This is a genomic window from Parasphingorhabdus litoris DSM 22379 (genome assembly GCF_020906275.1).
Taxonomy (GTDB): Bacteria; Pseudomonadota; Alphaproteobacteria; order Sphingomonadales; family Sphingomonadaceae; genus Parasphingorhabdus; species Parasphingorhabdus litoris.
The window spans coordinates 2,677,603-2,694,420 of record NZ_CP086727.1 but is presented as its reverse complement, the minus strand read 5'-3'; the positions used below and the strand labels follow the sequence as shown (position 1 = coordinate 2,694,420).

Here is a 16,818-nt window from a genome sequence, read left to right as displayed (position 1 = left end):
TTTGTTAGCGGAGCGTAAAACATTAACAACGGGCGGAGTGAAAATGGCAAATCGCAAATATATTGTCGGCAACTGGAAGATGAACGGCCTGAATGATCAATTGTCAGACATTGCTGATATTGCTTCGATCGCAGCGAACCATCCGTCAGTTGATGCCGCCATCTGTCCGCCGGTTACGCTGATAGCTTCTGCAGTCTCTCAAAACGCCGCTTTTTCAATTGGTGCGCAGGACTGCCATTTCAACGAAAAAGGTGCGCATACGGGCTGCGTTTCGGCCGCGATGATCAAACAGGCCGGGGCAAGTTTCTCAATCCTCGGCCATAGTGAACGCCGCGCTGACCAGCACGAAACCGACGCCGATGTTAAAGCCAAAGCAGAAGCGGTGCATGCTAACGGATTGGGCGCGATCATTTGTGTCGGGGAAACGGAAGAAGAGCGCGATGCCGGTCAGGCGGTCGATGTAGTTTGCGGTCAACTCCAAGGGTCTTTTCCTAATGGGGCGGACGCGAAATGGCTCACCATTGCTTATGAGCCCGTTTGGGCAATCGGCACTGGCCGGGTGCCTGAAGCGGCTGATGTTGAAGAGATGCACGCTGCCATTCGCCAAAAACTGGGTGAACTCATGGGCGACGGCGCCGATGCCGTTCGTATCCTATATGGCGGTTCAATGAACGGCGGCAATGCTGCCGAATTGTTGGCGGTTCCCAATGTCGATGGCGGCCTGGTTGGCGGTGCTAGCCTGACAGCAGAGAAATTTGGACCGATTATCGAGGCTGCTGCCGCAAGTTAATGGTCAAAACGCCGGATCTGCCCCAAGATATCATAAGCGAAATCATCGAAATGGCGCTGAGTGACCATGTGCCCTTTGATACCATCCGCACGCTTCATGGGGTGAGCCCTGATGAAGTGAAGGCGATTATGCGATCGAACCTGAAAACCGGCAGTTATCGGGCGTGGCGCAAACGCGTTCGAGATTTTGGGGATCGCCGGGCAATTTATAAATAGACTGACCGCACAAGAGAAAACGATCCCGCACGAACAACCATGCGGGATCGTTAAGAGATATTTATTTTACGCAATATTTGCCGGATGCTTTCAATCCGCTGGGGCAGGAGCCGATTTTGGCAATCTCCGCTGCGTCACCAGAACCGGATACGATTTTTGGGTGCCAGATAGAGCTTGTGTTCCGGGCCGACATTGAAGGCTTTATACCAGCTGTCCATATTCCGCACGACGCCATTAACCCGGTAGGGATGGGGTGAGTGAAAGCTGCGGACGAGTTCTTCGCGCAGTCCCTTTTCGCTGTAAACCGCCCGATGTGCCTGGGCCCATCCCATGAAAAAGCGCTGATAACCGGTATAACCATCGCGTTTTTCATCTAGCGACAGCGCCTGCTTCTTGGCAAAAATCTCATAGGCGCGCAGGGCGATAGATACGCCAATCAGGTCTCCCATATTCTCGCCCACCGTTTGTGCACCATTGATCGGTGTATCAGGCAGCGGCTCGAACGCACTATATTGGTCGGACAAAGCTTTGACTCGTTTTGCATATTCTGCGCGCGTATTTTCGCTCCACCAGTCGCGGGCCTGTCCTTTGGCATCAAAACCGGATCCTTGATCATCAAAGCCATGACCCATTTCATGGCCAATAATCGCTCCAATCGCGCCGAAATTGACAGCGGGATCGGCATCAGGATTGAAAAACGGCGGTTGCAAGATTCCGGCAGGAAAGGTGATGCGGTTCAGTTGCGGGCTGAACGATGCATCGACTGTTTGCGCATTCATCCACCATTTTCCCGCTGGATAGGGGCCGCCGAGCAGCGCGCGCTCTTGCTGCCAATTCTGATCCAATATCCGTTTGTAATTGCCAACCGGATCATCAGCACGGATGACGAGGCCAACGCGGTCATTCCATTTCCCAGGATAGCCGACGGCTAGTTCCATTTTGGAAATCTTGGCCAGAGCCTCGCGCCGGGTGGGTTCATCCATCCAGCTTGCCTCGCCAAGCTTGTCAACAAAGGCCGATCGCAGATAGCCGACCAATTCTTCCATTTGTGCGCGGTAGCTTTCGGGGAAATGGCGCTCTGCATATATTTGTCCAATCTGCTGCCCGAGTTGCCGATTGGCATAGCGTACCGCTCTTTTTTCAAGCGGGGAGGGCGATTTGACGCCCCGTAAGGTGGTCGCATAGAAGGAGAACCATTCCTCTGTCACCGCCGTGGGAAGCAAGTCCTTGTGGGTCTTGATCCAGTGATAGCTGAGATAATCGCGCCATGTTTCCACGGGTATTTGCCGAAACAGTTTTGCGGACGCTTGAATGGCAGTGTCGGTGCCGAGGTTGATGGTCGGCGTATCATTCACGCCGCGGGCGGTCAGGAAAACTGTCCAGGGAAAGCCCGGCGCAAAGCTCTCCAGCTCGGATCGCGGCATGACGTTGATATTCGCGGTGCGCTGGCGCAGCTTCTCCTGATCCCAGCTGCGTTCCGCCAGATCTGTTTCGAGCGCCATGACCGCTTCGGCCCGATTGCGTGCTTGTTCAAATCCGGCAATTTTGAACATATTCTCAATATGATCGACATAAGCGGCTCGGTTTGCCGGATAGGGCGCGTCTTCGCTGATATAGTGCGTTTTGGTCGGCAAGCCGAGCATGCCCTGGCTGAACGAAATCTGATCAAGATATATGATATGCTGGGACGGGTTTTCTGGATTGAGCCAGGCTATGACGCTGGAGATAGAATGGGCGCGTGGGTCCGCCATCCAGCGAGCAATATCTTCATGGCTCGTGGCGGATTGTATAGCGTCAAGATCCGTCTGGATGGGGGTAAGGCCTTTGTTGTCGATACTGGTCCGGTCAGTAAATGCACGGTAAAGATCGCCAATCCGTTGGAGCGGCGTATTGTCGGGCGCTGATGCAGAAATGGCGTCATCAATTATGCTTTGTGTAAATGCATTGGTATCGGCTGCGAGTGCGTTAAACGCGCTCCATCTGGCGCGGCCAGCGGGTGGTTCGGTCTTATCCAGCCATCGACCGTTCATATGACGGAAAAAATCATCACCAGCTTTTGTAGAGTGATCGATATTGTCCAGGCCTATGCCCCAAGCCCCAAAGGACGTTTTGGGATGGTCTTTTTCGCTCGATACCCGTTCAACGCCATTTGATGACGAAGATGCCAGCGCGATATGGGATTGCGGCAGTGCAATGAGGGCAGAGGAAAGAAAAAGAGCGGGGAAGATTTTCATGAAGGAAGCCTTTGCAACGGGATACAAATACTGGTTTCGCCAGATACCAATCGCGACAAGGTTGTAAAGTATCGCAATGGTACTGCTCGATGAACCTTGATTAGCTATCGACAAACTACATCTGTAGTCAATGATAAAAGGCGATTGAAATGCGCTTTCCTACAGATGACTTTGTAGCCTATATATTATCTTCAGCTTTATTCTTTGAAAGACGTGAGTAAGATGGTGAGGAAAGCTTCATAAATATATATAAAATAACAGTTATAACTGGATATGTGGTTCAAAAGAGGCAGTGTGAATTGTGTGAACTTTGGATTGATCAAGCTGCGGAACGGATCACCCATAGACACTGTGCACTTTGTGAACTTCGCCCAGAATTATCAATCCGAGAATATCGCACAAGGCCGGCTTTCGGTTCGTGATCGGTGGCATCTGTCAAAATGGATATTTGAAGCGGCGTTTCGCCAGCCATTTTTCTGATTGGGAGCGGGAAGCGCGCGTTGCATCACCGCTTGAACTTGTACTGACCAATCGCTATGTGCGCTGCTCATTATTAATCGATTATGTTCGGATTTAGATATGTTTCTGTTTCTCACCGTTGTTCAAGCGATTGTCGCAGCCGCTCTTGTCGGCGTTATATTGATGCAGCGGTCAGAAGGCGGCGGCCTTGGTGTAGGTGGCAGCCCATCAGGTATGATGTCGGCGCGCGGCGCGGCTGATCTGCTCACCCGGACGACGACGGTACTGGCGGTGCTGTTTGTGGCATTGTCGATTTCGCTGGCCTTTTTGGCGGCCTCCGAAGGCCAGCCTTCTACAATTGATCAATCACTAGAGCGTGATACCAGCATTCCTGCGGCGCCCGCTGCGCCTGCTGATGCTGTTCCATTGGTCGGTGATGATCCGTTGGCGGCCGCTGCGGCGCAAGCCGAAGGCGCGGAAGATGAAGCGCCAGCTGCAACGGATAGTGCGGTTCCGCTCGATCAATAATCCATCCTTTTCGATGGCTATGCGCAATTGCGCGTAAAATTTGGTACCGATTGAAAATAAATTTCGCTTTTTCGGATTCGCACGCTTGCCAATTCGGTTCGACTAGCCTTAAGCCTTTCCTCCCATGGCGCGATATATTTTTATTACCGGCGGTGTGGTTTCCTCACTTGGCAAAGGTCTCATGGCAGCGAGCCTCGGCGCGCTTCTGCAAGCTCGTGGATATTCGGTACGGATCCGCAAACTGGACCCATATTTGAATGTCGATCCCGGGACGATGTCTCCTTACCAGCATGGTGAAGTCTATGTGACGGACGACGGCGCAGAGACAGATCTGGACTTGGGCCATTATGAGCGATTTACCGGTGTTCCTTCCCTTCAGTCGGACAATGTTACGTCAGGGCGGATATATCAGTCGATCATCAACAAGGAACGCCGTGGTGACTATCTCGGTGCTACAGTTCAGGTGATTCCCCATGTGACGGACGCGATACAGGAATTTGCGCAAGACCAACTCGATGGCATTGACTTTGTGCTTTGCGAAATTGGTGGGACGGTCGGCGATATCGAAAGCCTGCCATTTATCGAGGCGATTCGGCAGCTGCGAAACAAAGTTGGCCGCGCCAATGCGATCTCCGTACATGTGACGCTGGTGCCCTATATTGCGGCTGCTGGCGAGCTGAAGACAAAACCGACTCAGCACAGCGTGAGGGAACTGACGTCTTTGGGAATTCAACCCGATATATTACTCTGTCGCTGCGAACATGATTTGCCGGATGGAGAACGCGCCAAAATCGCGCAATTCTGTAATGTTCGGAAAGAGGCCGTGATCCCCGCTCTGGACGCGAGCAGCATTTATAACGTGCCGCTACAATATCATGAGCAGGGCCTTGATAGCGAAGTCCTGAACGCTTTCGGAATTATCAACGCCCCGGATCCCGATCTGTCGCGATGGACGGATGTGATGGAGCGGATTGATAATCCTGAAGGAGAGGTGATTGTTGGGGTTGTCGGAAAATATGTTGGTTTGCAGGATGCTTATAAGTCGCTGCAAGAAGCACTTTTCCATGGCGGCCTCGCAAATCGGGTGAAAGTACAGGTGCGCTGGCTGGATGCTGAGCTTTTTGAGGATGAAAGCGATTTGGCGGCGAATCTCGAACCGCTGCATGCGATTCTCGTTCCTGGCGGCTTTGGCGAGCGGGGAAGTGAAGGCAAGATCGGATCCGTGCGATTCGCACGAGAACATGATGTTCCGTTTTTTGGCATCTGTCTGGGTATGCAAATGGCATGTGTTGAAGCGGCGCGCAATTTGGCGGGAATCGATGCTGCCTCGACCACTGAATTTGGTGAAACAGCCGAACCTATTGTTGGTTTAATCACCGAGTGGATGACTGAGGAAGGCCTGCAAAAGCGCGAGTCGGGTGGTGATCTAGGCGGAACCATGCGACTTGGCGCTTACGAAGCGCGTTTGCAGCAAGGCTCGAAAGTCAGCGAAATCTATGGTTCCGACACGATCAGCGAACGCCATCGCCACCGCTATGAGGTCAACAAGGGCTATGTGGAACGGCTTGAGAAGACCGGGCTGATATTCTCTGGAATGTCGCCAGATGGTGAGTTGCCGGAGATTGTCGAGCGCCCTGACCATAGCTGGTTTGTTGGCGTACAATATCATCCGGAGCTCAAGAGCAAACCCTTTGATCCGCATCCACTTTTTGCTTCGTTTATCGCTGCAGCGGTAAAACAAAGCCGACTTGTCTAATTTATCCAATCCTTTTTACACCAAGTGACTATTGTCACATCCAAGCAATGAAAACTGGTTATCAATCAGTTAACCGATGCAAGCGATTGGGGATGGGACGAGTTTAGTGAAAGCCGAAGAACTTGCAGGCATATTGGCCGAGCACAGTCTGTTCTCGGATTGTGACGAAGCCGAATTGGCAGATTTGATATTGCGCGGACATTTCGTGCAATATGACAAAGGGGATGATTTGATCATGCAGGGCGATCCTGGCGACTCATTACTGATATTATTATCGGGCAATGCGCGAACCAGTTTGATCGCCAGCAATGGCCATGAAATTGTTCTGGATTATGCCGAGCCAGGCCAGGTTTTGGGCGAGATTGCGCTGCTTGATGGTGGTGAGCGAACGGCCAGTGTGACGGCGATTGAGCCGACCACAGCTTTGACGATTACACGTGCTGCTTTCGAAGAAATTTTGAAAAAGCACAAAAATATGGCATTACGGCTACTTAAGGTCATGGCAAACCGCATTAGAACGGCAAATACCATGATTGAGGGAGACAGGGCCTATACATCTGGGCCCAGGCTAGCGCGCTATCTTTTGAGACTATCTGTCGTCGGCGCAGAAGAGGGGCGATTAAAGCTGGATTTGAGTCAAAGCGAGCTTGGCAACTTTGCCGGGATGTCGCGGGAACATATTAACAGGCAACTTTCAACCTGGTCAGAAGATGGCATTGTTTCGGTTGAAAGTGGGAAAGTACGGATTTTGAATCACGCTGTCCTTTCCAATATTGCCAATGCGGATTCTTGAATGAAGTTGGCCATTTGCGACCCGGGCTAATTTCGTCAAGAGTGACACCACGCGGGTGTCAGGGGCAGTCGGATCCTCATCTGGCTGCCCCATTTTTTCTCCAAAGCTGAGAATCAAAAAAGGCAGCCAAAGCGAATTGGCTGCCTTCCGTTACTCGAATGATCGGCGCTTAAGCGGCTTTGTCACTCGATTTGTCAGATTTATGGTCGATCTGTGTGACATTGTCGCCAGCGTTGATAGCGATTTTCTGAGGCTTCATCGCATCGGGAATTTCGCGCACCAAATCGATGACAAGCAGACCATCGCTCAATGCCGCATTGTCTACGCGGACGAAATCAGCAAGCTCAAAGCGTCGTTCAAAATTGCGATTCGCTATTCCCATATGGAGGAACTGCTTTCCCTCATTTTCATCAGAGCCTTTGTTACCGGCCACGAGCAGTAAATTTTGCTGTGCCGTAATTTCTATTTCATCATCTTTAAAACCAGCGACGGCCAGTGTGATCCGGTAATGGTCTTCGCCGCTGCGTTCGATGTTAAAAGGGGGATAATTTTCAGATTGCTGTGCTCGGCTATTATTCTCGAGCAAATCAAAAAGCCGGTCAAAACCAACAGTTGAGCGGCGATAGGGGGTAAAATCAAAACGGTTCATATCTTTATCCTCAGTTGAGCAATTAAAATGTTGGACCCTTGCGGCGTCCGGTTTTGTGATGCGAAACCCAAGAAAGGCGTCTCGCTCCATCAAGATATTATCAGAATTTACGATTTCAAGAGGTTCAAAATATCGAGAAAAGCGGTTGAAACAAAAACGCCCGGAGCCATTTCTGACTCCGGGCGAAAATGGTGACGATAATATCGTCCCCCTGTTTTCCTGTCTTATTCGACGCCGTTTGTCCCCCAACATTCGGCGGAACCAGAAAGGATCCCTGAACCATGACCTTTACGCGGTGATTGATTCTGTCACTATCTGTGATCGCGATGACCGCTATTGTCATGCAATTTTTCACAAATGTGCAATATTGGTTCAGGCTTGTGTCATAATAGCAACAGCATTTTAACCAGTATCGCTCTTGCCTGTGGCGCTTCGCGACCGTAAAGCCACAATAGTTTTTGAGGAAGATCAAACTCCTATGCTCCTATCCCGTTATGAATGGGTCATCGCAAAACGTTATCTTCTGCCTGGCAAAGGTGAGGGCTTTATTTTTCTCGTGGCCAGCATCAGTCTGGTCGCGGTCATGCTTGGCGTTGCTGCACTGATCGTTGTGATGAGCGTAATGAACGGCTTTCGAGCCGAACTATTCGACAAAATTGTCGGGCTGAATGGCCACGCCGTGATTCAGGGCTATGGTGGGCGGTTGCCTGATTGGCGTGATTTGCTTGAAGATGTGAGGGAAACGGACGGTGTAGTGTCGGCTTCTCCTTTGATAGAGCAGCCACTATTAACAACCTTCAATGGGCGCGTAGAAGCCATTTTGGTCCGGGGCATGCTTGTTCCCGATATTCTCGAGAACGAGACACTTGAAGGAAAGACCGTAGCGGGTGATTTGGCCCGATTGGAGCCGGATTCCGGCCGTGTTGCGATCGGTAGCCGATTGGCCACCACATTGGGGGCTCAACTTGGTAGCCAGATCACAGTGATCAACCCGCAAGGCCGCACGACACCTTTTGGAACCGTGCCGCGCGAAATTTCTTATGAAGTAACCGCGATATTTGAAGTTGGTGTATATGATTACGACAAAGCATTTGTAGTCATGCCGATGGAAGATGCGCAGACACTTATGCTTTTGGGTGATCAAATCGGAATGATTGAGATCAAGACCAATGACGCCGATAATGTCGCGGAAATCATCGCACCACTCTATCCCAAAGTCGTGGATCGAGCGGTCATCACCGACTGGAAATCAATGAATGCGTCGCTGTTCGAAACGCTGCAAATTGAGCGCGTGGTGATGTTTGTGATCCTCTCAATTATCATATTGGTGGCGGTGTTTAACATCCTGTCATCGCTGATCATGCTGGTTCGCGCCAAAACCCGGGATATCGCGATATTACGAACCATGGGGGCATCACGCGCATCGCTGACCAGAATTTTTGTCACTGTCGGGACATCAATTGGTGCATTAGGCATCGCCGCTGGCATCGTCTTGGGGCTGATTGCTATCCATTTCCGGCAGAATGTTGTGAATTTTGTGCAATTGATCACTGGGCAAAATCTGTGGGACCCATCCATCCGCTTTTTAACCGAATTGCCCGCAAGAACAGATCCGATGGAGGTATTGGGCATAGCGATGCTGGCACTTTTATTCAGTTTCCTTGCGACCCTCTATCCCGCCTATAAGGCCGCGAGCACAGATCCGGTTCAGGTGCTGCGCTATGAATGATCTGGGAAATAAAGTTGTTGAACTGCGCGACGTAAAGCGCAGTTTTAAGCAAGGAGATGTGCAGATCGACGTGCTTCGAGGCGTTAATCTGGATATCCGATCCAATGAAATTGTTGCGCTGTTGGGACCGTCTGGTTCGGGAAAGTCGACATTGTTGCAAGCTGTTGGCTTGCTTGAGGGCGGTTTTGAGGGATCCATCAAGCTTGATGGTGAGGAAACGGCTCAAATGTCGGCAAGTGGACACACGCGAATTCGACGGGAATTGCTCGGCTTCGTCTATCAGTTTCACCATTTGCTCCCTGATTTTTCAGCAGAAGAAAATGTGGTTATGCCGCAACTCATTGCCGGGACATCGCAAGCAGCCGCTGAAGAGCGGGCAGAATCCCTGCTTCGTAGTTTGGGACTTGGTGAGCGACTGGATCACAAACCCAGCAAATTGTCAGGCGGTGAGCAGCAACGCGTAGCGGTGGCGCGAGCGCTGGCCAATGCGCCCAAGCTGGTGCTGGCCGATGAACCCACGGGCAATCTTGATGAAACAACGGCAGATATTGTGCTGGCCGAACTGATGGCGCTGGTTCGCGAAGAAGGTAGCGCTGCACTTATCGCAACCCATAATGAGCGTTTGGCTGCGAAGATGGACCGGGTTGTCAGGCTTCATGACGGATTATTAAGCTAGCGTTTTCAAAGTGAAACAAGATAGACTTTGACATTTAGCGGGCGACTATCAATCTGATATCCATTATGGGGACAAAATTGCAAAGAACGGGGCGAATCTATGCAAATCACAGAGTTTGAAGTTAAGCAGGCAGATGGTTCGATGTCGGACTTGTCCAAATATAAGGGCAAGGTTCTACTCATCGTAAACACAGCCTCGAAATGCGGTTTTACGCCGCAATATGAAGGGCTGGAAAGCCTGTATAAGAAATATGCCGACAAGGGTTTGGAAATATTGGCTTTTCCCTGCAATCAATTTGGCCATCAAGAACCAGGTGACGCAGAAGAAATAAAGAATTTCTGTACCTTAAACTATGATGTGAGCTTTCCCTTGATGGGAAAGATTGATGTAAACGGCAAAGATGCGGATCCCTTGTGGGAGCATTTGAAATCCGAAAAATCTGGTCTGCTGGGATCACGAATCAAATGGAATTTCACTAAATTCATTGTCGATCGTGACGGAAATGTGGTTGCGCGGCATGGCCCGGCGGTCAAGCCCGAGCAGCTGAGGAGCGAGATCGAAGCGCTGCTCTAGCAAAATTCTCAACTAGTTGTGGAAAACCGGTCGATAGCTCGCATCGCTATGATCTGGCCGTGGTCAAAGCTATTTTCCTGCGCTAGAGTTTAGGCATGTCACAGACACCGTTCGTCCATCTGCGTGCTTTTTCGGCCTATACTATTTTGGACGGTGCGATGGAGCCAAAGGCGATTGGTGCCGTCGCGAAAGAGCGTGGTTTTCCAGCGATCGCGCTGACGGATCGTATAGGCCTGTTCGCATCAATGGCATTTGATGATGGCTGCCGTGCGAACGGCGTGCAACCGATAACCGGCTGTTTCTTGAGGGTTGCGCGACCCGGCAGCAGCGGAAGCGACAAGCCGGTGCTGGATTGGGTCGCGCTATATGCCCAAGATGAAGACGGCTATGAAAATCTCTGCCGATTGGTTTCGGCTTCTCATTTGGAACGGCCGGCTGAGCTGGATGCGCATATTCCGCTCGAGATGCTTGAGCAACACAACACGGGACTCTTGGCGCTTACCGGAGGCGGCGAAGGCGCCGTAGCGCGATTGCTGGCTGAAGAACAGCAATCCGAAGCGGAAGCCTATCTTTCAAGGCTTCAGCAATATTTCCCGGATCGCCTCTATATCGAATTGTCCCGGCGGGATGACCCTGTCGAAACGGCTGCCGAAGCCGGATTGATAGCATTGGCGATGGACCGCAACATTCCCTTGGTTGCCACCAATCCCAGCTGTTTTGCGGAACCAGATTTCCATGAGGCGCATGATGCGATGAAATGCATTGCAGGATCGGCTTATGTTGAAAATGACGATCGCGATAAACCGTCGCCGCATCTTTGGATAAAAAGCGACCTGGTAATGCAGGATTTGTTCTCTGATCTGCCAGAAGCACTGGAAAATACTTTGGTTGTGGCAAAACGCTGCGCTTATTCTCCGCCACACCGCGATCCGATCTTGCCAAGTCTGGCCGGTGATCTGGCAGGCGAGGCAGAACAGTTGCGCCGCGATGCAACGGCAGGCCTTGAGGCTCGCCTTGCTCATATTGGCGGCATCGAAGGGGCAGAGCGGCAGGCATATTTTGATCGGCTAGATTTCGAAATTGATGTGATCGTCAATATGGGCTTTCCCGGCTATTTCTTGATCGTCGCCGACTTTATAAAATGGGCAAAAGATCACGACATTCCCGTGGGACCTGGGCGTGGTTCCGGCGCCGGTTCGGTGGTTGCGTGGGCACTTACAATTACCGATCTCGATCCGATTAAACTGGGCCTATTGTTTGAGCGTTTCTTGAACCCAGAACGTGTCTCAATGCCAGACTTCGATATCGATTTCTGCGAAACCCGCCGTGGTGAAGTGATCCGCTATGTGCAGGAAAAATATGGAACGGGGCAGGTCGCCCAGATCATTACCTTTGGTAAACTGAAGGCACGCGCGGTTCTGCGAGACGTCGGTCGCGTTCTGCAAATGCCTTATGGCCAGGTTGATCGCTTGACCAAATTGGTGCCCAACCATCCGACTGATCCTTGGGATCTGCAGAGGGCGTTGAACGGCATCTCGGAGTTAGCGCAAGACTATAAGCAGGCTGATGTGAAGCGTCTGTTTGATCTCGCCATGAAATTGGAAGGCTTACCGCGTCACAGTTCAACCCACGCGGCTGGAGTGGTTATTGGCGATAGACCACTGGACCAGCTCGTTCCGCTTTATCGTGATCCCCGGTCAGACCTGCCAGTGACGCAGTTTGACATGAAGTTTGTAGAGCAAGCGGGTCTGGTGAAGTTTGACTTTCTGGGTTTGAAAACGCTTTCCGTCTTGAAAAAGGCCGTAGAACTGCTCGCTGAGCGTAATATTGAAGTCGATCTTTCTACGCTTGCCTGGGACGATCCCAAGGTGTTCGAGTTGCTGCAGCGCGGTGATACAGTCGGTGTATTTCAGCTTGAATCGGAAGGAATGCGCCGGACACTGGCAGCCGTGAAGCCTACGAATTTCGGCGATATCATTGCACTGGTATCGCTCTATCGCCCCGGTCCGATGGACAATATTCCGCTATTTGGCGATCGTAAAAACGGTCGGGCGGAGCTGGCCTATCCTCACCCACTGCTTGAGGACATATTAAAAGAAACTTACGGCATCATCGTTTATCAGGAACAGGTGATGCAAGCGGCGCAGGTCATCGCTGGCTATTCCCTCGGAGAAGCGGACATGCTGCGCCGCGCGATGGGTAAGAAGATCCAGTCAGAAATGGATAAACAGCGCAGCGTGTTTGTTGAGGGCGCCGCCAAAAACGGTGTTGAGAATCAGCAGGCCAATGAATTGTTCGACCTGATCGATAAATTTGCGGGCTACGGCTTTAACAAAAGCCATGCGGCGGCCTACGCCTTGCTGGCCTATCAGACCGCTTGGCTCAAAGCGCATTACCCGCATGAATTCTACGCAGCCTCTATGTGTTTCGATATGCATCAGAGTGACAAGCTCAGTATTTTTGTTGATGACATGAAGCGGTTGGGCGTGACGATATTGCCGCCGTCAATTAACAAAAGCCGCCCCTATTTTGCTGTGGAAGAGCAGGAGGGCTCTCTGCTTGCGGTGCGCTATGCTTTGGCCGGACTGAAAAATGTTGGCGAAAAAGCCATGCAATCGCTCGTCGCTGAGCGGGCAGAGAGCGGGTCGTTCAAATCCATGGATGACTTTGCCAACCGGGTTGATCCTTCCGGTATGAACAAGCGACAGATTGAGAGTCTGGCTGCTGCCGGTGCATTTGATGAGATGGAACCCAATCGCGCGGCGGTTTATGAGGGCGCCGATATGCTCTTGTCTGTTGCCAACAGCGCCGCAGAGGCGAGGAATAGCGGGCAGGGCGGCCTATTTGGTGAAGGCACTGGCGGTGATATGCAGGCGATCCGATTGCCCGCAAATAGCAACTGGAACTTGAGTGAGATCATGGCCCGGGAACGGGATGCTTATGGCTTTTACTTTGCCTCTCATCCGGTCACGCAGTTTCAGGCCGTCACTTCCTCTCATGGAGCGCTGACCTACGCTGCCTTATGTGAAGAAGGGCCGATTGCAGAAGGCCAACGCAAACCAGCGGTAATGGCGGCCTTGATTGAGGGTGTGCGCTGGCGAGAGAGCAAACGCGGCAAACGGTTCGTATTGGTTGATTTGTCGGACAGCAGCGGTCAGTTTTCCGGCAGTTGCTTTGAAGAAGAGCAATGTGAGCTATTGGCAGAAATGGCCAAGGAAGGCAGTTGCGCTCTGCTTAATGTTGAGCTCGACCAGCGCTCTGATGATGAAAGCCCCCGCGTTGCCATTCGGCGTGCGCAGCCGATGGATGGCTTGGAGAAAACGACCCGTACGCGATTGGAACTGGACGTAGTTACTCAAGACGGACTTCAAGAGTTGAAGAATTTTCTCGCTCCATTGTCCGGAGGTAAGAGCGAAATCATCGCGAGTGTCCCGAGCTTTGACGGTGAAGTGGCGCATCTGTGTCTGGGGCGTTCCTTTCAATTAGACGCGCAAGCCGCCGAGACGCTTGGCCATATCGCAGGGCTTGAGAATATCCGTCTGGGCCCCGCTACCGGCTCTCGGCCTGTGCGCCATCGCAATTCCAATTTAAGGCCTAATTTAAGGCTTGTAAGCTGAGCCGTTTCGGTCAAAAAACAACAAGATAATGACACGGAGAGACTAATGGCTGGAGCTATGCAGGGCAGTGCGCTCAAAATCACCAACTTGATTGATCATGCTGCGCGCGAGCATACATCGCGCGAGATCGTAAGCTATTGGGCCGATGGTTCGCTAACCCGCACCAATTGGGGTGAGATTGGCCAGGATGCGCGAAAATTCTCGCAAGCGCTGCAACGGCTCGGCATGAAAAAGGGCGACCGGATTGCAACGATTGCCATGAATCACGCGCACCATCTGATCAGCTGGTACGGTTCGGCTGGCATTGGGGGAATTCTCCACACCGTGAACCCGCGCCTGTTTGAAGAGCAGCTGGTTTACATCATCAATCATGCCGAAGACCGTGTCCTCCTGTTCGACAAGATGTTCACGCCAATCATCGAAATGCTGAAGCCTCAGTTGAAGACAGTCGAGCATTATATCCAGTTTGATGGAGAGAAAGGCGACTATCCGACTTTCCGAGAACTGGTCGATGCCGAAGATGGTGATTTTGACTGGGTTGATGTGGATGAGAATGATCCTTGCGGTCTATGTTATACCAGCGGCACCACTGGCAATCCCAAGGGTGTGCTTTATGAGCATCGCTCCAATGTTCTGCATGCCCTGACCGAAGTGCAGCCGGACATTATGGATCTTGCCACCCGATCCGTGATGTTACCTATCGTGCCGATGTTCCACGCCAATGCCTGGGGGCTGCCCTTTGCTTGTGCGGCGGTCGGCGCAAAAATGGTCTTTTCGGCTAGCAACGAGGCACCGGTTTTGTGGAAACTGATCCGCGAAGAAGGCGTGACCCATAGCGCCGGTGTGCCGACGGTCTGGCTGTCAATGTTTGCTGACATGGACGCCAATGGCGGCGACTATGGCAAGTTGCAGGTGATCACTATTGGTGGTTCGGCCTGTCCGCGTTCGATGATCGAGCGGTTGATGAAAAACGGCATGCGGGTGGCACATGCGTGGGGCATGACGGAAACCTCGCCCATCGGTACGGCTGGCTCGCTTCCAGCCAATTGGGATGATCTGAGCTTTGACGAGCAGGTCGATGTGATTTGCAAGCAGGGCCGGCCGCCCTTTGGCGTTGAATTGCGCGTCGTGGATGACGAAGGTAATGTACTGCCCCGCGATGGTGAATCCAGCGGTACGCTTGAGATCCGAGGCCCCTGGATTATCCAGCGTTATTACCGGGCCGATGAAGAAGCGGTCGAAGATGATCTGTGGTTCGATACCGGAGATGTTGCGGTCCTTCATCCGGATGGCACAATGCAGATTACCGATCGGGCAAAGGATGTCATCAAGTCGGGCGGTGAATGGATCAGCTCGATCGAGCTGGAAAATGCAGCAGTTGGCTGTCCCGGTGTCGCCGAAGCAGCGGCTGTTGGCGTCTATCATCCGAAATGGGACGAGCGGCCTTTGCTATTGATCGTAAAGAAACCGGACGCGGATGTGACCCAAGAAGAAGTGCTGGCCTATCTGACTGACAAAGTGGCCAAATGGTGGCTGCCCGATGAAGTGAAGTTCATTGATGAACTGCCGCACACAGCAACCGGCAAGATCCTGAAACGGGCTCTTCGCGACGAGTATAAGGACTATCAGCTCAAGAGCCTTGCTGACGCCTGAGCATAAGGCTTCAATCTGTTCAAAACTTGGCCGGCCGCTGGATAAGTGCGGTTGAAAATGCGACGATCAGCGCAAGTGTCTTAGCTGCGTGATTCGTTCATATTCGGCTGCTGTTTGATAAAGATTATACAGGTTCGACACAGAATCGATCTTAAAAAATTGCCGATCTCTGAAACAAAACTCTAAAGTTGCTGAATCCAGGACGAGTGAGTCAGCATGAAATATGGCATGGCAGCGATAGTGTAGGAAAGGCATTTCTTCCGAAAGAAGAAAAGGCTGTCTCTTGTGTCAAGCTTCGGTGTTAGACGAGAGAAAATCATCCAATGATCTAGGTTCGCGGCCAAGAACAAACATTACATCATTTGTCGGTGGTGAGATTACACCTGCTCTCAACGCAAAGGTCATTTCGGCCTGCATATCCGCGCGCCATTTTTCCATGCCCGTTGCTTGCAGTTGTTCAGCGAACACGGTCGGGCTTATGTCATGATACAAGAATGACCGACCAAGCGTTTGGCTGATTCGGCTTGCTACATTCTCAAAAGACATGGCTTCTGGACCGGTGGGACGATATAAATAGCCCGCATGTCTTGCATCCTTGAGACAGGTGATCGCTATCTCAGCTACATCATGCACATCAACAAAGCTTGTTTTTCCCCTTCCGGCCGGAAAAACCATATTTCTCGATGTCATCCAAGCGAGAAAATTTTGCATGAACCAATCCGGATGCAAGATTGTCGCATGAGGTGTATAGTGTCGAATAATGGCATCAATCGCCGCGTGGCGGCGCAGGAAGAACGCTGGAGAATCTGCATCGGCTGTGGCTGAAAGCGCCACGATGTTAGTAACTCCTGTGTCGTTCGCAGTTTGGAGCAGGCCAGGGAGTGCTTCGAGAAAGCTGTCGCTTTCCGTTGTAACAAGAAACAAACCCTCAATACCCAAAGCCGCCGCCCTGAATGTTTCGATATCTTCAAAGTTTCCGCTGAACAATTCAACTTTGTTGCCCAACTCTGCTCTTGCTTTTGATGGATCACGGACGAACGCGCGCACCTTTTGGTCCTTTTGGATCATTTGATGAACAATCATACTGCCAACGTTTCCTGTGGCACCGGTAATCAAATACATACATAACTCCGATAGGGTACTAAT

The 16,818-nt window shown here is 51.6% G+C and carries 13 protein-coding genes; 10 read left to right on the top strand and 3 right to left on the bottom strand.

Features of this window, described 5'->3' with window-relative positions:
* The first annotated feature begins 43 nt into the window (after nt 1-43).
* Both tpiA and BS29_RS13110 read left to right on the top strand, forming a co-directional pair.
* Complete coding sequence (tpiA, locus tag BS29_RS13115; RefSeq protein WP_229954088.1) at nt 44-790, top strand: triose-phosphate isomerase; 747 nt, start codon at nt 44-46, stop codon at nt 788-790.
* A complete protein-coding gene (locus BS29_RS13110; RefSeq protein ID WP_229954087.1) occupies nt 790-1,005 on the top strand; it encodes a DUF2805 domain-containing protein in 216 nt (71 codons plus the stop codon). Before tpiA ends, BS29_RS13110 begins: the two co-directional genes overlap by 1 nt.
* A 134-nt stretch (nt 1,006-1,139) precedes the next feature.
* Here BS29_RS13110 and BS29_RS13105 read toward each other — a convergent pair whose 3' ends face one another.
* The gene (locus tag BS29_RS13105; protein ID WP_229954086.1) at nt 1,140-3,239 is read right to left on the bottom strand and encodes a M13 family metallopeptidase; all 2,100 of its coding nucleotides are present in this window, start codon (nt 3,237-3,239) and stop codon (nt 1,140-1,142) included.
* A 579-nt stretch (nt 3,240-3,818) separates the two neighbouring features.
* Between BS29_RS13105 and secG the strand changes: the two genes are divergently transcribed.
* The 3 genes from secG (at nt 3,819) to BS29_RS13090 (ending at nt 6,775) form a co-directional block, all read left to right on the top strand.
* A complete protein-coding gene (gene secG / locus BS29_RS13100) occupies nt 3,819-4,226 on the top strand; it encodes a preprotein translocase subunit SecG (protein WP_229954085.1) in 408 nt (135 codons plus the stop codon).
* Between the two features lie 124 nt (nt 4,227-4,350).
* Nucleotides 4,351-5,982 (top strand): CTP synthase, encoded by a 1,632-nt coding sequence (locus BS29_RS13095; RefSeq protein ID WP_229954084.1) that lies wholly within the window; start codon nt 4,351-4,353, stop codon nt 5,980-5,982.
* Nucleotides 5,983-6,088: 106 nt separating this feature from the next.
* Nucleotides 6,089-6,775 (top strand): Crp/Fnr family transcriptional regulator, encoded by a 687-nt coding sequence (locus tag BS29_RS13090; protein WP_229954083.1) that lies wholly within the window; start codon nt 6,089-6,091, stop codon nt 6,773-6,775.
* Nucleotides 6,776-6,944: 169 nt separating this feature from the next.
* Here BS29_RS13090 and BS29_RS13085 read toward each other — a convergent pair whose 3' ends face one another.
* On the bottom strand, nt 6,945-7,424 hold the full coding sequence (locus tag BS29_RS13085; protein WP_229954082.1) for an Hsp20 family protein: 480 nt from the start codon (nt 7,422-7,424) through the stop codon (nt 6,945-6,947).
* A 478-nt stretch (nt 7,425-7,902) separates the two neighbouring features.
* Between BS29_RS13085 and BS29_RS13080 the strand changes: the two genes are divergently transcribed.
* The 5 genes from BS29_RS13080 (at nt 7,903) to BS29_RS13060 (ending at nt 15,672) form a co-directional block, all read left to right on the top strand.
* Complete coding sequence (locus tag BS29_RS13080) at nt 7,903-9,153, top strand: lipoprotein-releasing ABC transporter permease subunit (RefSeq protein WP_229954081.1); 1,251 nt, start codon at nt 7,903-7,905, stop codon at nt 9,151-9,153.
* Nucleotides 9,146-9,829: an ABC transporter ATP-binding protein gene (locus BS29_RS13075; RefSeq protein ID WP_229954080.1), complete on the top strand. Its 684-nt coding sequence runs from the start codon at nt 9,146-9,148 to the stop codon at nt 9,827-9,829. Before BS29_RS13080 ends, BS29_RS13075 begins: the two co-directional genes overlap by 8 nt.
* A 99-nt stretch (nt 9,830-9,928) precedes the next feature.
* Nucleotides 9,929-10,402: a glutathione peroxidase gene (locus BS29_RS13070; protein ID WP_229954079.1), complete on the top strand. Its 474-nt coding sequence runs from the start codon at nt 9,929-9,931 to the stop codon at nt 10,400-10,402.
* Nucleotides 10,403-10,497: 95 nt separating this feature from the next.
* The gene (dnaE, locus tag BS29_RS13065) at nt 10,498-14,019 is read left to right on the top strand and encodes a DNA polymerase III subunit alpha (protein ID WP_229954078.1); all 3,522 of its coding nucleotides are present in this window, start codon (nt 10,498-10,500) and stop codon (nt 14,017-14,019) included.
* 45 nt (nt 14,020-14,064) lie between these two features.
* Nucleotides 14,065-15,672: a long-chain fatty acid--CoA ligase gene (locus BS29_RS13060; RefSeq protein WP_229954077.1), complete on the top strand. Its 1,608-nt coding sequence runs from the start codon at nt 14,065-14,067 to the stop codon at nt 15,670-15,672.
* Between the two features lie 288 nt (nt 15,673-15,960).
* Here BS29_RS13060 and BS29_RS13055 read toward each other — a convergent pair whose 3' ends face one another.
* On the bottom strand, nt 15,961-16,794 hold the full coding sequence (locus BS29_RS13055) for an NmrA family NAD(P)-binding protein (RefSeq protein WP_229954076.1): 834 nt from the start codon (nt 16,792-16,794) through the stop codon (nt 15,961-15,963).
* Between the last annotated feature and the right edge of the window lie 24 nt (nt 16,795-16,818).

Excerpts from the sequence above, each read along its gene's own strand:
- tpiA (WP_229954088.1), top strand. The coding sequence starts at position 44 with ATGGCAAATCGCAAATATATTGTCGGCAACTGGAAGATGAACGGCCTG.
- BS29_RS13110 (WP_229954087.1), top strand. The coding sequence starts at position 790 with ATGGTCAAAACGCCGGATCTGCCCCAAGATATCATAAGCGAAATCATC.
- BS29_RS13105 (WP_229954086.1), bottom strand. The coding sequence starts at position 3,239 with ATGAAAATCTTCCCCGCTCTTTTTCTTTCCTCTGCCCTCATTGCACTG.
- secG (WP_229954085.1), top strand. The coding sequence starts at position 3,819 with ATGTTTCTGTTTCTCACCGTTGTTCAAGCGATTGTCGCAGCCGCTCTT.
- BS29_RS13095 (WP_229954084.1), top strand. The coding sequence starts at position 4,351 with ATGGCGCGATATATTTTTATTACCGGCGGTGTGGTTTCCTCACTTGGC.
- BS29_RS13085 (WP_229954082.1), bottom strand. The coding sequence starts at position 7,424 with ATGAACCGTTTTGATTTTACCCCCTATCGCCGCTCAACTGTTGGTTTT.
- BS29_RS13080 (WP_229954081.1), top strand. The coding sequence starts at position 7,903 with ATGCTCCTATCCCGTTATGAATGGGTCATCGCAAAACGTTATCTTCTG.
- BS29_RS13075 (WP_229954080.1), top strand. The coding sequence starts at position 9,146 with ATGAATGATCTGGGAAATAAAGTTGTTGAACTGCGCGACGTAAAGCGC.
- BS29_RS13070 (WP_229954079.1), top strand. The coding sequence starts at position 9,929 with ATGCAAATCACAGAGTTTGAAGTTAAGCAGGCAGATGGTTCGATGTCG.
- dnaE (WP_229954078.1), top strand. The coding sequence starts at position 10,498 with ATGTCACAGACACCGTTCGTCCATCTGCGTGCTTTTTCGGCCTATACT.
- BS29_RS13060 (WP_229954077.1), top strand. The coding sequence starts at position 14,065 with ATGGCTGGAGCTATGCAGGGCAGTGCGCTCAAAATCACCAACTTGATT.
- BS29_RS13055 (WP_229954076.1), bottom strand. The coding sequence starts at position 16,794 with ATGTATTTGATTACCGGTGCCACAGGAAACGTTGGCAGTATGATTGTT.